Here is a 24,377-nt window from a genome sequence, read left to right as displayed (position 1 = left end):
AAATCGAGAAACCCCTTGCCGCACAAGGACTAAGCAGCTTGCAGCGCATCCATTATCATCACATCTCCCCTTAACGAAATATTGGCGCTATTGTAATAATTGTAATAAAAGTGCTATGATGGATTCATTAACTACAAGGGGTTTATTATGAAAAAAACAAAAAAATTGAACTCTCCGCTGCTGGTTTTGGTGATTTTGTCTATCATTCTCCTCGTAAAATTGGGGGTATTCCGTACACTGGTTTATGGTGAAGTTTCCTGGCTGCGCCTAATTGCCGTGGATTTTCCGGTCTTCATGCTCTTGCCGGTGCTCTTATTTGTCGTGCTGCGACGAGTCAGTCCGCTCGTTGCGTTAATCTACAACCTATTCGTCTCCGGGCTGCTCGTATCGATTGTCTGGTATGAACGCTATTTTCAGACCGTGCCGAGCTATTTCGATCTGCAGCAAGGTGATCAAGCCGGATCGGTCATGGAAACAGTAAGTTTGCTCTACATGCCGCTTGATTTCCTATTCTTTGCGGACATCGTGCTCTACATTGCATTATTCGTACTGTATTGGAATCGGCCGCTGACAATGAAAAGTCGCAAGAAAATCAGTGTGGTTGCCTTGGTGCTCGTGGTATTGAGTGTGGCGACGACAGTGATGGCCTTGCAGAAACCGATTTTGGATATGACTTTATTCTCTAAAGAACAAGGCTTTGTTCAAACGCAATTGGTCCAAGCCACACAGCAAAACAGTGCCTCGGCGCAAATGAATTTATTATCGGACGAAGAACTGGCTAAACTAAAAGGCAACGAATTCGTGCCTTACACCGAACATGACCGCTTTGGCATTGCAAAAGACCGCCATCTATTCGTCATTCAAATTGAATCGCTGCAAAATTTCGCCATCAACCAATCGATCGATGGACAGGAATTAACGCCAAACTTGAATGAGCTATTGGGCGACAGCTTGTATTTTGACCGCATGTTCCAGCAAATAGGGGCTGGCAATACATCTGATGCCGAATGGTTATTGCATACTTCATTGATGCCAAAAGGCTTGGATCCAACGGTCAATTATTTGAATGGCAATCCATTGCCGTCGCTGGTTAACCTGCTCAATGACCGCGATTATTACACGACAACGTACCATGCGGATAAGCTCGAATATTGGAACCGCGAGCAATTATACCCGTCACTTGGTTTTGATTATGCTTACTCGAGTAAAGAAATTCCGGATGAAGACCGGATCGGTTTATGGCCATCCGACCGGACGATGTTCCAATTCGCTGAAGGGGAAGTGCGTGAGCAGATTCGCTCAGGCCAAAAAGTCTATGCAAACTTGATGGGCGTGACGAGCCACACGCCGTTCGAAGTGCGTGAACAAGACAAGTACTTAGAGTTGCCGGAAGAATATGTGGATACCTACACAGGAAATTACCTGCAATCCATCCGTTATACCGACGAAGCAGTAGGGGAGTTTATCGACTTTCTGAAGGAGGAAGGCATATACGAAGAGTCTCTGATTGTCATCAATGGCGATCATTCAGGACTTCATGGACGGCCGATGACGGAAACGGACAATGAGTTGATGGCTGAGTTGCTTGGCCATAAATATTCTTTGAAAGACCGCTTTTTGCTGCCGTTCATTATTGCGGCTCCTGGACTGGTCGAATCCGAAGTGAACTCCAACTTTGGCGGGCAAATCGATATGATGCCGACAATCATGAATTTGATGGGCATCGAACCGCAAGCCCCGATGATTGGCCACAATATGCTGCAATACGAGAACAACTTACTTGCCGTGCGCTATTACTTGCCTGGAGGATCTTACATCACGAGCGATCATATGTACTTAGGGGAAAACGCCAGGTATCCGGAACGTTATTACGACTTCAACACGATGGAACGAATTGAACCGGAGAAAGAAGTCATTGAACAGCAACAAGAAAATGCCTTGAAAATTTTAGATCATTCCGATGCCTTGCTAAGCAATTTCTTAGATGAAGACGAAGATGAAAAATCCAAAGAAGGGAGTTGATCCTCTTCTTTGGATTTTTTTGTCAATTCAAATTTACGGATTATAATGCAAATTAAATGCATAATCAATATAAAGATGTTGATTAAAAATACCTAAATTATGTATTGGTTAATGCGTTTTTACGTAATTTTAATAGGACTATTATCTTTGTGTCGTTAAAATTCAGTTTTAAACGCTGTATAAAGAATCATTTTAAGAAAATATTGTAAAATTCTCTTGTTTCTCCTAATTTTCCCCGGTAGTATTAGGTCAGAAAGAGGGGAATGTAGCATTGAAAAAGAAATTTTTGTTTGTGCTGTTGTTGCTGCTAGCCATTGGAATGGGTGCTGGAACTGCGTCGGCTGCCGGTAAACCAACTGTTATTTTAGACCCGGGACACGGGGGAACATACGGTGGGACGGCTGGATACTCTGGTAATCGAACGGGGTATTATGAAAAGCATGCCAATTTGGAAGTGTCACTGAAGTTGAAATCTGAGCTAGAAAAAAGAGGTTTCAATGTTCTGATGACAAGAACGAACGATGCTCAATTTTCCCGCATCTCATCCGGCCAAGACCTTGTCGAACGGATGAAAGTCGCAAACGGAATGATTGCAAACGGAAATAACGATAATACCGTTTTCATTTCCGTGCACCACAATGCGACAAGTTCACCTACATACGGTGGGTACGAAACGTATTATTTCAACAATGATTACGCGAGCTCGTCCTATCCACCATCTACATTGCAACGCCATTACTCACCTGAAAGCGGCCGCTTGGCAATTAAAACCCATAACGCTGTCATCAATTCAGGGGTGAAGGAAGGCCGCGGCGTCATCGCAAACAGCCTTTATGTAACGCGCACCGCGAATATGCCTTCAGTCTTGCTAGAAGTTGGCTATATGTCTAATCCGACAGAAGAAGCCATGATCAAGCAATCCTGGTTCCAACAAAAGATTGCCTCAAATGTGGCTAAAGGGGTAGACGATTTCTTTGATGTGTATGTCGTAAACGATAAAAACGGCAGAGCACTTAAACATTACACCTCAAAAACCGATGCATTGAATTATTCGAAAACAATCTCAGGAAGTTATGTAACCTATAAGAAAACCGGCGAAGTGGACGGAGCAGCAAAACCTGATCCGGAACCGGTTGATCGTCCATTAGTTTATGGCATTTATCATCCATCCGTAAAAATGAAAGATAATCTATTCGGCACTGAACAAGAAGCCATCGCTGAAGCGAAAAAATGGAAGAACACACGGGTTGTGCATACGACGACCGGAATCGTCCATTGGTCGAATTACCTTGATGAAAAATTCGTTGTGCTCGATGGCAGCGATAAACCGGTAACACGGTTCTATCAGGAGGAAGCGGCTATCGCTTACGCAGGGAAATTGCCTGAAGCGTCCGTTATCGATGACTCCACGCTAGAAGACGACATCGTCTGGTCGAATTTCAAACGCAAAAACTTTATCGTGCGTTCAAAAGACAAAGGCGAGATGGTCCATCTTTATAACCGTGAAGAAGCCCGTGACTACGCGCGCAACTGGCCTAATTCGGAACTTTTTGATGTATGGGCACAAAAAGTCATCTTTACCAATACAGACAAAACGAAGTATTCTTACACACCTCAAAATATCGAAGGCGCTGACCGCTTGAAGACGGCGGTAGCTGTTTCGAAATTGCTTTACCCGAACGGTTTTGAATCTTCAAAATCACAAAAAACAGTCGTTCTCGCAACTTCAGGCCAATATGCTGACGCTTTGTCGGCAGGTCCGCTTGCGGCACATTACGGCAATGCGCCAATTCTGTTGAGCAGATCAGAAGCTTTATCAACAGACGTAGAACAAGAATTGAAGCGCTTGAAAGCGAAACATGTCATTTTAGTAGGCGGAACTTCTGCACTATCGGCTTCGGTCGAAAGCAAGCTGAAGAGCCTGGGCATGAGCACAGAGCGCCTTGCCGGCGAGACCCGCTATGAGACCAATGAAAAAATCAATGCGAAATTGCCATCTTCAGACGGCGTCTTCGTTACAGCTGGAGACAATTATCCAGATGCCTTGACTGCAGCAAGCGTAGCCGTAGTGAAAAACTGGCCGATCGTTCTAGTGCGTGATGGACTAGACGTACCGAGCAGCTTGAAAACAGCATTCGGTGACGACGTTGTCATCATCGGCGGAACTTCCGCCGTGCCATCTTCCTTGGAGATTGCTATAAAACGTGAAATCGGAGCTGACAGCGTGACTCGCCTTTCTGGCAAAACTCGCTACGAGACAGGAACAGCAGCGATTGACTATTTCTCAGATGACTTTGTCTCAAACCGCCTAATTGTTTCGACTGGAACAAACTACCCGGATGCATTGGTATCTTCAGCAGTTTCCGCTCGTTACAACGCACCGCTCTTCTTGGTGCCAGACGGTTCAATGCCATCAACTTTAACCGGTTCATTGACTCAACACAGCACAGAGAAATTGATCAACCGCACTTACTATATCGGTGGAGCAATCAACTCATCTATCAAAACAACAGTCAACGCAATGCAAAAATAATAAGGTGGTTATATACATGAAGAAATTCAGTGGTCTTTTGCTCTCAGCCGTCCTCCTTGGCGGCTGCGGCACCGCTGTGACTGACTCTGCCGAAGACAATCAAGTCAATGGCACAGGCGGCACAGAAACAACCGAAACCGAAGCCGCGGAAACAGAAACAACAGAAACAGAAGTCGAAGCATCAGAAAATGCACCAATCGAAGTAACCGATCCAACTGGCATTCAGCTCTATATGCCAGAACTCGGCCTCGTTAAGAACTTCCAAGTGGACGAATTCGAATTGACGCGTGAAGTGCTTGAAGTATCAGGAAACCAAGTGCTCGAAGAAATCACATTTGGCGAAGCGGCATCTATCGAAGTGACTGAGTGGACAGAGTCCTCCATGAACATGCTGATCGAAACATCTGAACTCGAAGGCGAGCGCGACATTTCGATTGAAGGCTTAGTGCCGATGAGTGCGCCGGTCGTCATGATCGACGAAGCCAATAGCACTGAAGGTGAATGGGTCGTTACTTCGAATGAGGAAACTTTGGAAACACAAGCGGGCACGTTCGAAGACGTATTGGTTGTCGAGCAAGTCTTGGCTTCCGAATCATCCGACCAAGTCACAACGATGACGCGTTATTTTGCGCCAGGTCTTGGATTCATCCAGGAAAAAACAGTAGTCGCAAACGGTGAAGACAAACAGGAATCAGTCGTCGCTTTAGTGAGCTACAACGAATAACGAAAAACCATCCGCCACTTCACTTGGCGGATGGTTTTTTTGTGCGAATGAAATAACAGCAATTAGTAAAACAATCCAGGCCGTAGCTTGTAACTTCCAGCTCTCTTTCAACAAGAAGCGATTCCCCCACAAGCCGGCAACTTCATAGTGGAGCAGATCCGCTTATACAAACCCAAATCAATAAAATAATCCAGCCGCCTAGCGCAGAGGGGTGAAGCGAAGGAGTAAGACAAGCGCTCTTCTTGGCTTACTACGAAAGCTCAACCCCAAGCCCGGCGGCGACTATCCAACTGAAGCAAGAAGAGAAGAAATGAACAAGCCAACACGCAACATCTCACTATCTGCATATCCACTACCCAACCCAAGAAGCGATTCCCCCACAAGCCGGCAACCGAGTAAAGAAGCAGATTTACTTAAACAAACCAACATCAATGAAATCATCCAGCCGCCCAGCGCAGAGGGGTGAGCCGAAGCAGCAAGACGGGTGTTCTTCCCGGCTTACTGTGAAAGGCCAACCCCAAGCAAGGCAGCGACTACCCAACAGAAGCCAAAACACAAGCAGACAAGCAAACCTCACTACCTGCGAATATATGCTTAAATCAACAAGCAGCTTCAAAAAACCCGATAAATGATAACAACAGCTCACTAAATCCATTAAAAGAATGCGAAAATCTGTACCTGTTAGAAAAAAGGTTGTTTATACCTAGTAAGTTTCGAAGTACAAAAAAATAAAGATCAAAACACTCGTTTTGTAATTCTAAATACCTATTATAATTCGGAAGCCGAAAATTTGTTTCCGCGAAAAGGTTCATTCAGCACATGCAATCCGCAGGAATATATTATTCCATTACTCATCTTTTATACTTATATGATTTCTATTAAATTCCATTAATTCAATTCACAAGAATATTCAAATATCATATTGACATAATTATAAGACTATTGTTACTATTTTATTTGTGAGGAAATACATACAGAAGTTGGAAACATACATATTTTTCGAATTTCCTCGAAAAAACATTAGGGGAGGCTACATCGTGCAAAACGGTTCAAAGACTTGGAAAAAGTTTGTATCTGTTGCCATGATCGCAGGTTTAGTTGCAAGTAACGGGATGATGACTGCAAGCGCTACATCTGGCGATAAAGAGTCAGCCAATGAAAAGGATTTGCAGGCAATCAACGTTCTTTCCAACGACAAAGCGGAGTTGATCAAGCAGCTTAAGAAAAAAGAAAATACTGAGATGGTTCAAAAAGATGCATTGGATCCGAACGAAGAAGTTCGTGTCATTGTTGAAGTTGAAGGCCAATCAGCAGTTGAAGTGGCATCTGCTCAAGGTGTCCAATACAAAACACTTGCTAAGGCAGAAAAAGAAAAAATTGAAGCTCAGCTCGTCAAATCACATGCTAATGTGAAGAAAACGATTTCTTCTAAAGGCGTAGAGTTGAACTCTCAATACGAATATACAACAGCATTTAACGGATTCAGCGGCATGGTGAAATTCAGCGACGTTGAAAAAATCAAAGATTTGCCAAACGTTAAGAATGTTTACATCGCCAACGAATACGAAAGACCAGAAGCGACACCAGAAATGACAACAAGCCACGATTTCATCCAGTCACGCCAAGTATGGGCTGATAGCAAATTCCAAGGTGAAGGAATGGTTGTAGCGGTCATCGATACAGGAGTTGACCCAGATCACAAAGACTTCAACATTACGGATGATTCGAAAGTTGACTTGACGAAATCAGACGTTGAAGGGCTTGTTTCGAAAGACGGACTAAAAGGCGCTTACCAAAACGTCAAAGTTCCTTATGCGTATAACTATTATGATAAAAATAACGAAATCCAAGATGACGGCCCTGATGCTTCTATGCACGGCATGCACGTTGCAGGAACAGTTGGCGCTAACGGCGACGAAAGCACAGGCGGCTTGAAAGGGGTAGCACCTGAATCCCAAATCTTAGGCATGAAAGTATTCTCGAATGATGTCAACTTCCCATCGACGTTCTCTGATGTTTACTTGGCAGCAATCGACGATGCAGTCAAACTTGGCGCAGACGTTTTGAACATGAGCCTTGGCTCTACTTCTTCGTTCTACGATGCAGATAGCGCAGAAGACAAAGCGATCACAAACGCTGTGAACAACGGGATCGTCTCAGCTGTCTCAGCTGGTAACTCTGGCCACATCGGTTATGGCTACGATAACCCGCATTACGACAACCCAGATTACGGTCTAGTCGGATCTCCTGGGCTGAACAAAGATACAATCCAAGTTGCAGCTACTGGAAACTTGGTCAACCACTTCACGCACGAAGTAGATTTCGGTGATTTCTCAGTAGAAGGTTTCGGTGTGGATGACTGGACGGATTTCCAAGAAGACGGCGATGATTTTGAAGTCGTTTCTTTGAAGGAACTTTCAGGAAAACCAAATGCATTAGGAGCAGCTGCTGATTACGAAGGCATTGACGTTACGGGCAAAGTCGTAGTCGTTGAGCGCGGCGCTTACGCGTTTGCTGATAAAACGAAATGGGCAGCGGCAGCTGGTGCTGCTGGCATTATCGTATACAATACGTCTAACCCAGTATTCTACAAAGACCAAGGCGGCTGGGATATTCCGTTCATGAAGATCACTCAGGAAGATGGCGCAGAACTTGAAGCGGCACTTGCTACAGACGGTGAACTTGGTGCGAATGTAGAACAAACAGATAAAGAAGAAGGACCTGAAGTCGGTCGTGCAACAGACTTCACATCGTGGGGCGTAACGCCGGACCTTGAGTTCAAACCGGAATTGTCTGCACCAGGCGGAAACATCTTGTCAACGCTTGAAAATGACAAATACGGCGTCATGAGCGGAACGTCGATGGCAGCTCCACACGTTGCAGGCGGCGCGGCACTCGTTCAGCAATACTTGAAAAACCATGACGAGTACAAAAACCTATCTGTTGAAGAACGTACTCGCCTAGCGAAAGTATTGATGCTGAATACAGCAGATATTACGCATGGTAAATCAGGCGATACCATTTCTCCTCGTCGTCAAGGCGCAGGGATGATGCAGCTGAACGGCGCTGTTACAACGCCAGTCATCTTGACTGAAAAATCGACAAATGAAGCAAAAGTGAACATCAAGGACTTCACAGAAGATTCCTTTACATTCACATTGACAGCTGAAAACATGTCCGATGAAGCGGCAACGTATTCAGTCGACACATCCGTACTTGTGGATATGTTCCAAGAAGATGGCGACGTAACATCTAACTTGTTGAAATCAGGCGCACTTCAAGGAGCAAAAGTAACAGCTCCTGAAACAGTGACAGTACCGGCAAATGGTACGACTGATGTGACAGTTACAATCGATATCAGTGCAGGACAAGTGCCTGGACTTGACAAAGATGGCAAAGAAATTACGAAAGCGCTTGAAGAAGATGTCTTCGTTGAAGGCTTTGTGAAATTGATGGCTGAAGAAGGTTCAGCAAACCCTGATCTGGTCTTGCCATACATCAGCTTCTACGGCGAATGGGACCGTCCGGACATCATTGATTCCTTCGGCGTTGAAGAAAAAGACGAACCGAGATTTTATGAAGACTATCTAGCGGAAGATGGCTTCGGAGATGCATACGATGGACTTAAGTTCTTGGACTTGGTTGAAGTAGATGGAAAACTGGTTTATCCGGTCTCTCCAAACAACGATGGCTTGAACGATTCTATCAACGGCATCCCGACATTGCTGCGGAATGCTGATGAGCTCCAGACAAATGTCTGGAATGCCGAAGGCAAAAAATTGCGCACAGTGAATATCGAAAAAGATGTTCGCAAAAACTACTTTAACGGTGGAAGCGGTAGCTACTTCAGTTATAACGGATCGCGTGCTTGGGACGGCAAAGTCGAAGGAAAAGTAGCTGCAGACGGATTATATGATTACGAATTAAAAGCGAAGGTGGACTACGAAGAGGCAGATTGGCAGAGCAAGACCTTGCCGGTTTATATCGATACAGTCGCACCCGAAGCGTCAGTCTCTGTAAACGAAGAAGACAATACGCTGGAAGTTTCTTTATCTGATGAAGGGGTTGGGGTTAAACAATTCCGAGTGAAAGTCGATGGCACTAGCTTGCCGGCTGAAAACGAGTTCTTCGGTGCAGATGAAACAGTAATCGACTTGGATAAGTTTGATTTAGACGCTTCAGAAGCTGACTTGATCGAAGTCGTTGTCTATGACCATGCCTTCAACGGCGGTTACGCTATTTCTAACGCAGACGACACAGTTAAACCGGTCATTTATGTAGATGAAGACGGCCCATCAGCGCTTGGCCTGTATAACACGAATACAGTACCGGTCAAAGGGTATGTTGTCGAAGAAAACTTGAAGACTTTGAAAGTGAATGGCAAAGAAGTAACATTCACTGAAACGGAAGACGGCTTCGCATTTGATACGACAATTGAACTTGAAACAGGACGCCAAGAAGTGAAATTCGAAGCGACTGATTACAACGGCAACACGTCTTCTATCATCCGCCCGATTTATGTGGATACGGTGAACCCGACACTTGCGATTGACGCTCCGAGCGTAGTGGATCAAGACCAAGATTCTGTCGAATTCGAAATTACGGTGAAAGACAACTTCAACCTAGTGAAACTATCACTTGATGGAGATGTCCTTTACAACCAAGATGTGTTCGATGAAATCAAAATTGCGGACCCAATCAGCAACACGGTAACAGCGAAAGTCGATTTGGTAGATGGCATGAACTCGTTCATGGTTGTCGCTGAAGATGGCGCTGGCAACAAAGTTGAAAAAGAAGTGAAGATTGACCGTTCTGAATCAGACCTTCGTGCAGAGCGCATTTCAGGCGCAGACCGCTACATCACTGCAGTTGAATTGAGCCAAGAAGGCTGGGAATCTTCCGATACAGTCGTCCTTGCACGTGGTGACAACTATGCAGATGCACTAGCAGGCGTACCGCTTGCGAAGATGCACGATGCACCGCTTCTATTGTCTCGCACGGCGAAATTGCCTGCTGACACATACGAAGAAATCAAACGCCTTGGCGCGAAAACAGTCCACGTTCTTGGTGGAACTGGCGCGATCTCTGACGCTGTCGTTAAGCAATTGAAATCTGACGGCATCACAGTAGAACGCATCAGCGGCGCTGATCGTTTTGAAACAGCTGCGAAAATTGCTGAGAAATTCGGTAAATCTGAATCAGCAATCGTCGTTAGCGGAACAAACTTCCCGGATGCTCTAAGCGTAGCTAGCTATGCTGGATCTGAAGGAACACCGATCTTGCTTTCCCGTACAGATTCAGTGCCGAACGCAACGAAAGCGGCATTGGTGAAACTAGGCGTGGAAAACAGCTTGATCATCGGTGGAACTGGCGCGATCAGCGAGCAGGCAGCTTCTGAGCTTCCGAACTCGTTCCGTATCAGTGGCGCGGATCGTTACAAAACTTCACTTGAAGTGGCGAAATACTTCGGTAGCCCAACAGATACAGTTTATGTCGCAACAGGCAAGTCTTATGCGGATGCTCTAGCAGGCGGCGCGCTGGCAGCGAAAGATGACACTGGCGTCTACTTGGTAGGAAAATCCGTACCTAAAGAACTTGGCGAACACTTGCAGAAGAATGGCGTTGAGTACGTGAAAGTGATCGGTGGATCACAAGCCGTATCCGATGACATCTTGAAGCAATTGGACGAGTACTTGAACAACAAATAAGATAAGTGAAGACGGGGTGCCTTTGGGCGCTCCGTTTTTGTTTTACTAAATTAACTGCATTATATATAGAAGAAACTCATTCATTGGAATAGGGGTAGAAAGTTAAAAATCCTATACTTAAATGTCAAAAGTAGTAACTTTGAATCCCTTTATATGGATATTCATGAAGTATCTAATGAGAAAAAGAAAAAATGTAAGCGTTATCGAAATATTTATCAAAATTTTACTTACCTTCGAAATCTTTTGTAGTATTATGGGTAATAGGGACAAACGTCTTGATACATAGTCTGAAAGATACAGCCCTGAGAGACGTTCGTCAAAAAAATTGATAGGATGGTGTACAAATGCCGAAAAAGATTTTCACTTCTGTAATGGCGACGACACTGGCTTTAACAGTCGTTGGGATTTACGATTCGCAACAAGCGGACGCAGCTGAAGGCGATTTCGAGTTAACGATCATGCACACGAATGACACGCACGCAAATCTTGACAATGCGCCGAAACGCGCAACTTTGGTTAAGCAATTGCGAGCGGAGAATGCCAACAACCTATTGCTTGATGCAGGCGATGTCTTCTCAGGAACACTGTATTTCAACTCATTCCAGGGGCAAGCTGACCTAGAACTCATGAACTACATGGGCTATGACGCCATGGTATTCGGAAACCATGAATTCGACTTGGGATCTAGTGCAGATGGGCACGGAGCACTTGCTGAGTTTGTTGGAAATGCGGACTTCCCAATGCTTGGGGCTAACGTGGACTTCTCGAAAGATGACAAGATGTCACCGCTTGTAGCGGGAGACGCTTTCACCAAAACTGCTGCCAATGGCCAAATCTATAGCGGTGTCGTACAAGAAGTGAATGGCGAGGAAGTCGGGATCTTCGGTTTGACCACTGCTGAAACAGCAGATATCTCAAGCCCAGTAGATGTAGAATTTACGGATTATCTTGAGGCTGCCGAAGAAGCAGTTACTTGGTTTGAGGACCAAGACGTTAATAAAATCGTTGCTTTGACTCATATTGGCTACAATGACAACGTGGCAGTGGACAACGACCGCACTCTAGCTGCAGAAGTGGATGGCATCGACGTCATCGTCGGTGGACATACACACACAAAACTATTGCCACCTGTGCAAGTAGAAGATACAGTCATTGTTCAAGCGAACGAATACAATAAGTTCCTAGGTCAACTGGATGTCACTTTCGATGAAGCTGGAAACGTAACAAACTTCGTTGGTGAGCATCATGAAGTTGCGCTTGCTGATGCAGACGAAGAGGCCGCAGCTATTCTCAAGCCTTTCGCAGATGAAATCGATGACTTAAAGAAAAAAGAAATCGGAGTTGAAGCAAATGTCTTCCTAAACGGCACGCGCGGAGAATTCGGAATTCGTTCAAGTGAAACAAACCTTGGAAACTTCATTACTGATGGCATGCTCGCAAAAGCAAAAACAATCAATCCTGAAACGACAATTGCGCTTCAAAATGGCGGTGGCATCCGTGCTTCTATCGATGAGGGACCGATTACTTATGGGGAGGTCTTGACTGTCCTGCCATTCGGCAACGCTTTGGCAATCATGGAAGTCACTGGCCAGGAACTCACAGAAGCACTTGAGCGTAGTGTCCAAGCGACTCCTGCAGAGGGTGAAAAAACTATTCCAGAATTTGGTGGATTCCTGCACGTATCCGGTATGTTCTTCAACTATGATGCCAAAGCACCAGTCGGCGAACGTGTCCTGTCTGCTTTCGTAGATACAGGAGATGGTGAATATACAGAATTGGATATGGAAGAAACATATACAGTCGCAACGAATACTTTCACTGCTAAAGGCGGCGACGGCTATGACATGTTCGCTAAAGCTTATGCTGAAGGCCGTGTAACGGAGCCAGGTTTCACAGACTGGGAAATGTTCGAAGAGCACGCACAATCCTTCGCTGACGAAGGCATAGAGCCATACGAAGAGCGCCGCATCAACCAAGTGCGCTTGTCTGGTGAAAACCGTTACGAAACAGCAATCGCTGTATCGAAACAAGGCTGGGAATCTGCTGACACGGTCGTCATCGCACGCGGTGACCAGTATGCAGACGCTTTGACAGCAGCTCCACTTGCTGATCAATACGATGCGCCAATCCTATTGACGCGCTCTGGAGCACTTGCTTCTGGTGTTGCTGAAGAAATCGCACGCCTTGGCGCAACAAACGCCATCGTTCTTGGCGGCACACAAGCTGTTTCAGCTGATGTATTTGCTGAACTAGAAGGTCTTGACCTTGATGTAGAACGTATTGGCGGAGCCACTCGCTATGATACAGCTGTGGCAATCGCAGATGAACTTGAGACAGATGGCACTGAAGCAGTCGTCGTAAGCGGCGTGAACTTCCCAGATGCCTTGTCTGCTGGTTCGTATGCAGCTGTTAACGACAAACCAATCCTATTAACACGCCCAGATTACATTCCTGCAGCAACAGCAGACGAACTTGAATTCTACGATACAACAACGATCATCGGAGGATCTCAAGCCGTTTCTGAAGAAGTAGCAGATGCAATGCCGGATGCAACACGTGTCAGCGGTGCAGACCGTTACTTGACGTCTGCAGCAGTAGCAGAGCTATTGTTTGAAGACGCTGGCGAAGGCTTGGCAGCTAACGGCCAAAACTTCCCAGATGCTTTGACTGGAAACGCACTCGCTGCAGCTTATGAAGCACCGATGCTTCTAGTCAAAAAAGACTCTGTGAACGCTACAGTCGAAACACGTGCCCACTACTACGGCACTGTCTTCACTTCAGGCGGTACACAAGTCGTTTCACCAAAAGTCATCAAAGCTTTGCACGACTGAGCGAAATAATTATACCCGGCTGCTTAGGCAGCCGGGTATTTTTATGTTCATTCAATGGTTGTGCAAAGACGAGGGGGAGGGCAAAATTCAAGAGGCCCTATTTACAAGAAGTAGATATCGTGTAAAGAAACCAGGCGTTCATTCGCGCCTGGTTTTGATTATCGAAATTTCACAGCCGGAAAACCTATTGCGCAGCTTTTTGCTCACGATACAGATTGACCAATTTCTTCCCGTCGCTATCCCCGATAAGGGTAGTCATAGGGAGGAGGTTGATCGCGACAGTCAAATAAGAAACGAATATGAAGCTATCCAAGTAATTTCGAAAAACCCCAAGCTCAAAGCCCGTCGCAAGATCCAAGATTACCGCGCTGACCAAATTGAACAAGACGCCGCCCAAGTAGAAAAGACTCCTCTGGAACTTCCCCAGAGCTTCAATATCTTTTGCAACCACGTGCCCTCCCGCAAAATACGCCACCCTCAGGTAGAACAGCTTGTACTTCCATAAAACTTCGCCATTTCCAATACTAAATTCAACCAATTCACCGCCAGATAACTTCAAGAAAAAAGCATGCCCTGCTTCATGTATTAGCGCAATAAAAGGGAAGATGAACAAAGTAATCACAATAAAATTAATGAAAAAATCCATACAACCACTCCTCTGCTATTAGGTTTTGGTCTGAAAGTTAAGTGTAATTTTTTACCATAATCATATATACGGAAGAAAATCGAAACAGTTTCATCAAATCCACAAAGCCGAGCAATCTAGCACCTACAAGAGCAGAACAAAGCTAAATCTCATAACAACTTCACAACCAAGAATTAGCTATCCCCACAATCACAAGACCAGGGAAGCGATTCTCCCACAAGCCGGCAACTTAATAAAGGAGCAAATCTGCCGGTGCACACCACAAGCAACGAAATCTCCAAGCTGCCCAGCGCAGAGGGGTGAAGCGAAGGAGTAAGACAAGCGTTCTTCTTGGCTTACTACGAAAGCTCAACCCCAAGCCCGGCAGCGACTACCAACATGAAGCGAAAATCAAAGCTCAAAACGACTGCCCACTCAAAGCCATGCAAACTCGCCCCAGGAAGCGATTTCCCCAAAAGCCGGCAACTGAATAAAGAAGCAGATCTGTCTGTACATACCACAAGCAACGAAATCTCCAAGCTGCCCAGCACAGAGGGGTGAGCCGAAGCACTAAGACGGGTGCTCTTCCCGGCTTATTGCATGAGGCCAACCCCAAGCTCGGCAGCGGCTACCTAACCGATGCAAAAAGAAAAGCAATAAACAAGTCGACACCCAAACTCTCACTATCTACTTTCACACCAGTCCCGGGAAGTGATTCCCCCAAAAACCGGCAACTGAATAAAGAAGCAGATCTGTTTGTACGTACCACAAGCAACGAAATCTCCAAGCTGCCCAGCGCAGAGGGGTGAGCCGAAGCAAGAAGACGGGTGCTCTTCCCGGCTTCTTGTGAAAGGCCAACCCCAAGCCCGGCAGCGACTACCGGTCGAAGCAACAAAAGAAGCGATGTCCAAGTATACACATAAAATCCCACTAGCTTCTTACATATTCAACCCAGAAAGCGATTCCCCACAAACCAAAAAAAAGCCCTTCTCCCGGTATCCCGGAAAAAGGGCAAAAATTAATAAGAATCCACATCCGACTGCGACAAATGCCAATCAGCCAGCTCGTCATAGGAACCAGTGCCAGTGAAATCCTTGATCACAAACGGCATCGGGCTATTGATATGGAAAAAGCCGGCTTTCTTCAAAGCACGATAGCGCGGGCTATCCGGCACCGCCCAACAATTGAGCGCATCCGCTTTCGTGAAACGGCGAATGGCCTTCAATTGATCCGCAATAATCGCTTCATCGTTCGGACCAAACAAATCAACAATCGTAGTAAAGGTGACACCGTTCGCTTTTGTCTCCTCATGCAAGACACAATAGCCTTCAGCATAGCCATTCTGCTCGAGCGTATACACCTGGTAATCCTTCGTCGGATGGTCCAAGAACCGTCGCTGGAGATAGCCACCGCTTCGCTTCGTGTGGAGAGGGTACTGTTTTTCAAAACGCCCGTACAACATCTCCGCTACGGACAAGCGATCGCCGAGCTCGCGCAATTGATGCGTGCTCTTTTTCGGAATGCTGACTGAGAACGCTTTGTCGAGCGGCGATTGAATCGCCTGTAACTTGCCGACCTTAGCCGCAAGCAATGCGCCGGGTTTGTTGACCGCTAAAAAGCGCGGGACATTTCCAAGGTCTTTGCCGTCTGCAACTTTCATGAACACTTGTTTCGCTGTCTCAGCAGGGAAGCCGTAAAGGATGTCGATCCCTTCAGTCTTACATTCCTGGATCATCCGAGAAACGATCTGTTTATAAATGCCACGCCCCTGTGCTTCTGGATCGACCATGATGTCGACCCGTTCACCGAGCATAAGTTCCTTGCCTTGTTGGCGCGCCGTAAGCTTCAGAAAAGCCGCATGGCCGTTAATATGGCCATCTTCTTCCGAGACAACGATTGTGGCGCTCTCAGGAAAGGTTTCAAACTTCCATTGCCATTCAGCAAGCGAGCGTTTTTTACCGAATACTTTTTCGTAAAGCTCGTTGATACCGAGTTCATCCCCGGCTTGGTATAGGCGAATCATATGCTGTCACCGTCATCCTGCAACCCGAAATCTTCACGGCGAGACGCAGCCGCGAGAAGCGCGAAGAATGCCAGTCCGAAGATATCGGATTCCCATAGGTTATAGACAAGGCCCATGAAATATGCGCCGAGCAAGATGCTGGCAGTAAGAGAATATAGGTAGCTTTCTTTGTGCTTTTTCGCGTAACGCCAAAGCATCAGCAATAAGAAAGCAGCAAAGGCAATGACACCAAGTACACCGGTTTGGACGATGATTTGAATATACTGGTTATCGGAATAGAATTTATGGCCGATTTCGTATTCCCGGTAAATCGGGGAGCCGTTCGATAGGGTAGTGGAATCGCCAAACGTGGCAAATCCAGTCCCAATAATTGGGTGGTCTTTGAAAACTTCAAATCCAGTTTTGACGATAAACAAGCGGCCTGAACTTTGGCTGCCAGTGACTGTGTCTTCGCTAAACGTACTGCCGATGCGATCGCGGAATCCGGATTCGCCGCCAACATCAAATTGCTGGATATTGGTCACTTTCTCAGAACCGACATCGGTGCTTTCAATGAAGTTCGTCAGCAAGTTAAGTGGCAGTACGACGATTACAAGTGCAATCACCGTGTATTTCACAAAGTCGATGAGCACGCTCATTTTGCGCGTCATGATTAAGAAAGCGACTGCGGCGATTAAAAATCCTAACCAAGTACCGCGTGAATACGTCAATACAAGAATGCCCACCAACAGGACATTCAAAATATCCATATAAAGCGGTTTGAATTCTTTTAGTTTATTCTTTGCATAATAGAAGGCGATGAACGCAAACATCAAGTAGATGCCGAGCACGTTCGGATTGCCGAGCATGCCGTAAATGCGCACGCGGTTCTTTGCAGATAATGCCATAGCTTGCCAAGATTCAGGTAAGAAGAAGTTGCGGATTGATAATTTTTCAGCCATAGCCTGGATGATGACCAAAATCGCAGTCCAAACAAAAATCCAGACGAGGTTGACCAAGTCTTTGCGGGTAATACCAAGACGATAGACCACATAATAGACTAAGTAAAAGAGCAGGAACTGACGCAATGTCATTGCAATAAGAACAGGACTGATGCCCGTGATGAGAGCGGAAATCGAACCGATAGCAAGAAAAGCGAAATAAGCGTATTCGAAATTCTTGAAATGGAATAACTTGCCGAAGGTTTTGCGATTCATCCAGAACACTTTGAGCAGCGCACCGAATACGACGGCTTCCGTCAAATAGCTGAGCGCCGGATTGTATTGCGTCACAAATTCACGCACTGGTATATAGACAAACAGCAACAGGATGCCGTGTTTTGGATTGATGAATGCGTAAGCGAACAATACCAGTGTGACGGCATAGCCGATGATGGCCAGTTCAGAGTATGCGATTAACATAATAGCGATCAAGGCGATGAGCCAAAACCATTTTTCGTTGTCGTTCTTAAAAAAGTTCATAATATCCTCCAAATGCATTTATAATTAGCGGCTTTGATAAATCGCCTTTTTCAATTTCAAGTTCTTGAAAATTGCCCACCACAAGGTAACGGTACGATTCGCTTGCTTGAAATGGTTTTCGTATTGGCGGTCGCCAGTTTTCAAGCGATCAGCCGCTTCGATGAATCGCTGCGGTGTGTTCTCGATGAAAGTTTCTACATAACGTGGGTTTTCTTTTGTTTGAGCTGCTTTAATCTCAGCAAGCGCCAAAAATCCATCAAATGCGATGACTTGGCTTTTGAATGCTTCTGTCGCCCGTTGTTTCAGTGGGAATTGATCGCTAATGTCCATAATACAATTGATCGCGTCAGGCGGGACAGGGCAATTGATCTCATATTCGCGGACGAGGCTTGGCTGATGTTCGGTATGCTTCAGAGCATCCGCTACCAAATGGGCACTATAGACATGATCTGGATGGGCGTCGATCAAGCTGGTCGTATAAACGGTATCTGGCTGGATTTCGTCGATCAGCTCCACAAAACGTTCGCTTGATGCCACATGCTTAATTTCACTATCGGGATAATCCAGATAACGCACATCTGTAAAGCCCAGCAAATCCTGGATCGAGCGCAACTCCTGCTTGCGCGTTTCGGCCAGCGCATCGGCTTCGACGGGAGCGGCATTGCTGTTTTTGCCATCGGTGATGATGGCGATGGTGACTTGTGCGCCGGAATCGGCATAGCGCCGAATCGTTCCGCCGAGGCCAATTGTTTCGTCGTCAATATGTGGGGCAAATACGAGCACGCGCTTTGCCGGTTCAAGCGGCGTCAGCGGTTTGCTCGCTTGATAAAAGCGTTTCAAGGATGCTTTGATGGCCGGATTGAGTACCGGCGCGGCATTTTTCATTAATGCTTGTTTCATAATATGAAAAACTCCTTATGATTTTCTAAGCTTGCTGATGAGGAAGCGCGCAATTTCCGTTTTCAAAGCGAGTGCCGCGATGACGTAGACAATGGCGCCGACGATCGCAGTCAGGCCGAAGCGGATATAAATATTGAGATCCTCGAGAATTCCTGAAGCGAGCCATAAAGCCAATAGCATGACAGCGGTCGCCGCAAAAATCTTCGCCGCGTCTTTCATGATAAAGCGAGAGTTGAGCTTGCCTTGCGTCCGGTTAAAGACGACCCAGTTAAGCGCAAAATAAACGAGCGCCATGACGGACGAAGCGAGTGGAATTGCCAGATACGAATCAAGCAAGGCGATGAACAAGAAGTTCAATCCGACATTGAGCGCGATGGAGAATAAGGAAATGCGCAAAATGACATGTCCTTGTTTTTTTGAATAGAAAGCTTTGTTTAAGATGTTTTGCAAACTGAAGAACAATACTGATCCCAAGTACAGATAGCCGACGTTTGCAGTAGCTGTTGTCGCGTCTGCTGTAAAGGCGCCGCGTTCGTAAACGATCGTGATGAGATCTTGCATCAGCCACATCATTCCCGCTACAGCCGGCAGTAAAACCAGAAGCGTCAACATCAAGCCGTATTCGATGCCTTGTTTGAAGCTTTTCTCATTGGCATTCGCAATCGCTTTCGCCAAAATCGGGAAAATGATCGTCCCAATGGTTACACCGATGATCGCTTGCGGGAAGTGGACGATGTTCTTCGCGTAGTTCACGTAGTTGACTGCTGAATCACTGAACGAACTGGCAAAGATATTATCGATTGTCAGATTGACTTGGCCGACCATCACGGTAATAGCGACTGGGATAAAAATGATCGAAAAGGGCTTAATTTCTTCCCAGTCGAGTTTGCCGATTACTTTATGGCTGTCTTTAGGGACGAACCAGAGCCGTTTGGCAATATACGATAACAGTGCACCGGCCAAATAGCCAAACGCCATGGAGTAGGCGCCGATTTGGTCTGCAAACAACAGCGTACTAAGAATGGTGCTGCCGATGACGATGGTCTGTGAGATGACCGACAGAGAGAATTTACTTTCTGCGTCAAGATAAGCCTCATAAACTGCGTTCAATGACACCAGGAACACAGCGATAAAGAAAATGACCGCCAAGGCAACACTCAATTCAATTGCCTCAGCTCGCACATCAGGTTGCAGGTTGGGGAACTGAAACAATAAAGGCAACAGGACGGGAGAGACAAATGCACCGATAACAGCAACAATCAATCCGAAAACCATCGTCCCACGAATGATCTGTGAAAAATGATGATGGCCTTTGCCGTCTGCCTGTGCGTGGATAAAGCTTGGCACGAAAGCGTTCTTCATGCCGGTAGTGAAAAATAAAATAAAGGTATTTGCCAAAGCGAATGCAGCAAAGTACGCAGCTGATTGATAGGAATCCCCAAATTGATAAGCAATCACCATATCCCGGAGTAGCCCGGAAACTTTTAAAAACAGCGACGCAATGACAAACAAAATGCCGGTAAGTGCGAGTTTTCTGCCCAAAACAAAATCCTACTTTCTTCAAATGGTTAAGCGGTAAAACAAAACCAATTTCTTTCCTTATATATAGGAGCAATAATCTCCCAATTCCATTTCCCTATCTTATCATGAATCCTCTTGTTTAGACGTCTCTCAATGAATTATGTTGCGGAAAAATTCACAACCGGGGCGTTGCGCCAAGTGAATGAAAAAGCAATAAAGAACAATTCAAACAAAAAGAATGATCAGACTATTTAAAAGGTTAAAAAAGGGAATTTTATGAGTATTTCGGGTATTAATAGTTAGAATTTACAAATTATTAATAAAACGCTTACAATTTTTTAGTATAATGGTTTCGTATGACAATAAATTACCTGAGGAGTGAAAGTTAGTGGCAAAAAGCGCGTTCAGCAAAATCTTTTTGAGTCTCCTATTGGCTTTATCCGCTGTGTTGCCTTATGCAGCGACAGCCGATGCAGCCGAAACCATTTCGGTGGCACAAGCCATAGAAAACAATACAGGCACAGCAACGGTGAGAGGGTTTATTGTTGGCACTGCTAGCAGCAAATCGAGCTACGATCAAGAAGCACCTTTCACAACAGCGAGCAATTTAGGGTTGGCAGATTCACCGGATGAAACCGATCCGACGAAAATTTTGCCAGTTCAATTGCCTACTGGTGCGATTCGTACAGGCTTAAACTTAGTCGATAATCCGTCTAACTTTAAAGCCGAAGTCACGATCATGGGTTCACTGGAAGCTTATTTTTCAACAGCAGGCTTGAAATCTCCAACAGCTTTCACGATCCTGTCTGAAGGCGAAGAGCCACCGACAGCGACGCCAGTAGCGAATGTCAAAGAAGCTCGCGGTTCAGAAGGCTTGATTTCCGTTGAAGCGACTGTCACAACGGAAACTGGTTTATGGGGCGGCAATGCTTTTTACGTTCAGGACGAAACAGCGGGGATTTATGTTTATACGTCCAGCGCAACAGTTACTGCAGGCGATAAGGTTCGCTTGGTAGGCACTGTGTCCGAATATGGCGGTGAGCTTCAATTACAGCCGAATACGGTAGAAGTCTTGTCTTCTGGCAATGAATTGCCAAAAGCACAAGTGATTTCACCAGCAGGCGTCAATGAAGACACGCAAGGAGAACGCATTTCGATTGAACGCGTCAAAATCACTAACTTACAATCTGTTAACGCATATGGAACGTTCGAATTTACGGCAGTTGCTGAAAACGATGAGCAAGTCGTCGTTCGCAACGACAACCGCAACGGTTTGACGTTCGAAGACTTCACCAAACGCTACAAAGAAGGCGACTTGATTTACCTATCAGGCATAGCTTCTAAATTCAATTCGACGTACCAAGTGAAGACGCTTGGATTTGACAGCTTTGAACTTGTCAACAAACCGGCTGTGTACGCAGACATCTTCCCGGGCGTTGTTTCGGAAGGAACTGAAATCACGCTTGCCAGCGGATGGGACGATGCTGTAATCCATTACACGACAGACGGTTCAACACCGACTGCAAACAGCACGGTTTATACAAAGCCAATCCTTTTGACGAAAGATACGGTCATTAAAGCGATCGCTATCTCAGACGAAACATCAGATGTCTTTTCATTCCAATATACCGTCCTGAAAACTAAGGACTTGAAAATCCGCGACATTCAAGGGCAAGGGCATTACTCAACTTATGAAAATGCCAATGTTAATGAAATAACAGGGGTCATCACACATTTCTACAATGGTTCGAATTTTGTCATTCAAGATACCGATGATGATGGCGACTGGACAACATCAGAAGCAATTATCGTCAACAAATCCTCTGCGTCGAGCAGCTTGGCTGTCGGGGATGTAGTATCAGTCGCAGGAACAGTGGAAGAATGGTTCTATAGCGGCTATTCCGATATGAAAGAAAACGATCTCCCTGTCACGCGCATCCGTTCAACAGATGTGGCGAAAACAGGTACAGCGGATCTTCCTGAACCGATTGTCATCGGTGAAGACGTATTCCCGCCTACGCAAAACATCGACAACGACGGCTTGACGGAATTCCAGCCGGAAGAAGACGGCATTGATTTCTGGGAATCCCTTGAATTGATGCGTGTCGGTGTAGCGGATGCACAAATTGTTGGACCGCAAGACTACGGCGAAGTGTTTGTCGTATCGAAAAATGCAACGAACAACGAATTCCATAAACAAGGCGGAATCTTGCTTGAAGAAGACGATTTCAACCCGGAACGCGTAAAAATCCAAACAAGTGAAGACCTCGTCGCAAAAGCAGGCGATACTTTCGCTGAAATGCCGGTCGGCGTTCTCGGATATGGCTTCGGCAACTACCAGATCTGGACGGATATAACGAAAGTGCCGGCAATTGTAGACGGCGGCACACGACCGGAAGAAACATGGATCGAGAATGCAGACGATAAATTGACGGTTGCGGCTTATAACGTCGAAAACTTCTCTGCAGACCCGAGCCATACAACAAACGAAAAAGCACAGCGCATTGCAGAATCATTCGTTAATGATTTGAACTCACCGGATGTCATCTCGATGATCGAAGTTCAAGACAGCGATGGACCGATTGCATCTGGCAACTCTGATGCTACCGCTTCTTATGAGCGTCTTATCAAAGACATCCAAACAGCAGGCGGCCCAACGTACGCTTGGACAGACATCGCACCGGAATACAACCAAGACGGCGGGCAGCCAGGCGGGAACATCCGCGTTGGTTTCTTATACAACCCAGAACGCGTGACACTTGCTGAAGGAACAAAAGGAACGTCTACACAAGACAACTCGTGGACAGAATCAGGCGACCTTGCCTTGAACCCAGGACGTGTCCAGCCAATCCCAATGCCTGGCACGCGCAAACCACTCGCAGCACAATTTGAATTCCAAGGTGAAGAAATTGTCGTCATCGCGACGCATTTGAACTCCAAAGGCGGAGATCAAGGCTTGATGGGGCAAAACCAGCCACCAGAATTCAAATCAGAAGTTGAACGCATTGAATTGGCACACGCCATCAATGGTTTTATCGAACAAGGGCTCGAAATCAATCCGGAACTGAATGTCGTCGTCACTGGCGATATGAACGATTTTGAATTCACTCCGGCACTGGAAGCACTTCAAGGCGACATCTTGACGAACAAAGTCAACGATGTGCCAGAAGACGACCGTTTCTCTTATCATTACCAAGGCAATACGCAAGTGCTTGACCACTTGCTCGTAACGAATAATTTGGCAGAGCACACAGAACTGGATATGGTCCACATCAACTCGATGTTCATGGAAGAGCATGGACGCGCATCAGACCATGACCCGCTTCTGGCACAAATTACATTTGATAAACCACAAGTGCCGGGCCAGCAACAAGCTAAACCGGAATACACGGAGTTTTCAGCGATCGTGAAAGCAGCTGACTTCGATGAAGAAGGCAAGCTGGATATCCATTTCACGGAAGACATTTTCACGCAAGTGCTAAACAGCGGCAAGAATTTGCGTGTGGAATTGGAAGATATGATTTTGACTTTGACTCCGAAAAACTTGAAACAATTGGCACAAAAAACGCCTCAAGGCATGACGCTTTCATTCGAGGCTGATGATGCCAAGCTGGTTGGGTTCCGCCCGACTTTGACTAGCCAGTTTGATATCGCGGTATTGAATGCTTCAGGTACGAAACTGGATATGAAATTTGACGACACGGTGCAATTGAGATTCGCAACTGATGCAAGTGTCCGAGTCCAGTTCGGTTCACACGTCGACAAGCGTGGCAGATGGCAAATCATGAAAGGCAGCAAAAACGGCTCGACCTTCACACTGGAAGTCAAAGAGCTCGGCAATTACACGGTCGTCACGAACAGAGGGCGATTGGTGAAAAACAGAAGATAAGTAAACAGATTAAAGGCTGGGAGGGCATTTGCTCCCCCAGCCTTTTTGTGTAAAAAAAAGTTCTTGCCAAAAACTTATCAAAACAAGGGTTCCAAGCCTTTTCTTTTTGAATTGGGGGTTGCTATAATGAACTCACAATAA

At 45.9% G+C, this 24,377-nt stretch carries 11 protein-coding genes; 6 read left to right on the top strand and 5 right to left on the bottom strand.

Going from position 1 to position 24,377, the window contains the following annotated elements:
* Positions 1-147 precede the first annotated feature (147 nt).
* From BBI11_RS12755 to BBI11_RS12735, 5 genes are all read left to right on the top strand, one after another.
* A complete protein-coding gene (locus BBI11_RS12755; protein WP_068464048.1) occupies positions 148-2,022 on the top strand; it encodes an LTA synthase family protein in 1,875 nt (624 codons plus the stop codon).
* Positions 2,023-2,293: 271 nt separating this feature from the next.
* Entirely contained in the window at positions 2,294-4,555 is a 2,262-nt protein-coding gene (locus BBI11_RS12750; RefSeq protein ID WP_083389104.1) for a cell wall-binding repeat-containing protein, read from the top strand.
* Positions 4,556-4,571: 16 nt separating this feature from the next.
* The gene (locus tag BBI11_RS12745; RefSeq protein WP_068464046.1) at positions 4,572-5,279 is read left to right on the top strand and encodes a hypothetical protein; all 708 of its coding nucleotides are present in this window, start codon (positions 4,572-4,574) and stop codon (positions 5,277-5,279) included.
* Between the two features lie 1,037 nt (positions 5,280-6,316).
* The gene (locus tag BBI11_RS16705) at positions 6,317-10,987 is read left to right on the top strand and encodes a cell wall-binding repeat-containing protein (protein ID WP_068464043.1); all 4,671 of its coding nucleotides are present in this window, start codon (positions 6,317-6,319) and stop codon (positions 10,985-10,987) included.
* A gap of 344 nt (positions 10,988-11,331) precedes the next feature.
* Positions 11,332-13,818, top strand: coding sequence for a cell wall-binding repeat-containing protein (locus tag BBI11_RS12735; RefSeq protein WP_068464040.1), 2,487 nt, complete (start codon positions 11,332-11,334; stop codon positions 13,816-13,818).
* Between the two features lie 184 nt (positions 13,819-14,002).
* Here BBI11_RS12735 and BBI11_RS12730 read toward each other — a convergent pair whose 3' ends face one another.
* The 5 genes from BBI11_RS12730 to murJ all read right to left on the bottom strand — a co-directional run bounded on the left by BBI11_RS12730 (position 14,003) and on the right by murJ (position 20,368).
* Positions 14,003-14,464, bottom strand: a complete 462-nt coding sequence (locus BBI11_RS12730; protein WP_068464037.1) for a site-2 protease family protein — start codon at positions 14,462-14,464, stop codon at positions 14,003-14,005.
* 997 nt (positions 14,465-15,461) lie between these two features.
* Positions 15,462-16,466 (bottom strand): GNAT family N-acetyltransferase, encoded by a 1,005-nt coding sequence (locus BBI11_RS12725; RefSeq protein WP_068464034.1) that lies wholly within the window; start codon positions 16,464-16,466, stop codon positions 15,462-15,464.
* Positions 16,463-17,926 carry an O-antigen ligase family protein gene (locus BBI11_RS12720; RefSeq protein ID WP_068464031.1) on the bottom strand — a complete coding sequence of 488 codons (1,464 nt, stop codon included), beginning with the start codon at positions 17,924-17,926 and terminating at the stop codon, positions 16,463-16,465. The genes BBI11_RS12725 and BBI11_RS12720 overlap by 4 nt, the downstream gene beginning before the upstream one ends.
* Positions 17,927-17,950: 24 nt before the next feature.
* A complete protein-coding gene (locus BBI11_RS12715; protein WP_068464028.1) occupies positions 17,951-18,826 on the bottom strand; it encodes a PIG-L deacetylase family protein in 876 nt (291 codons plus the stop codon).
* 15 nt (positions 18,827-18,841) lie between these two features.
* Positions 18,842-20,368, bottom strand: coding sequence for a murein biosynthesis integral membrane protein MurJ (gene murJ / locus BBI11_RS12710; RefSeq protein ID WP_068464026.1), 1,527 nt, complete (start codon positions 20,366-20,368; stop codon positions 18,842-18,844).
* A 367-nt stretch (positions 20,369-20,735) separates the two neighbouring features.
* On the opposite strand from murJ, the gene BBI11_RS12705 reads away from it, so the two are divergent.
* On the top strand, positions 20,736-24,236 hold the full coding sequence (locus BBI11_RS12705; protein ID WP_068464024.1) for a DUF6359 domain-containing protein: 3,501 nt from the start codon (positions 20,736-20,738) through the stop codon (positions 24,234-24,236).
* The last annotated feature ends 141 nt before the right edge of the window (positions 24,237-24,377 follow it).

The sequence above is a fragment of the Planococcus maritimus genome (assembly GCF_001687625.2).
Classification (GTDB): domain Bacteria; phylum Bacillota; class Bacilli; order Bacillales_A; family Planococcaceae; genus Planococcus; species Planococcus maritimus.
The sequence above is the reverse complement of the archived record's forward strand: the minus strand, read 5'-3'. Positions and strand labels throughout refer to the sequence as shown.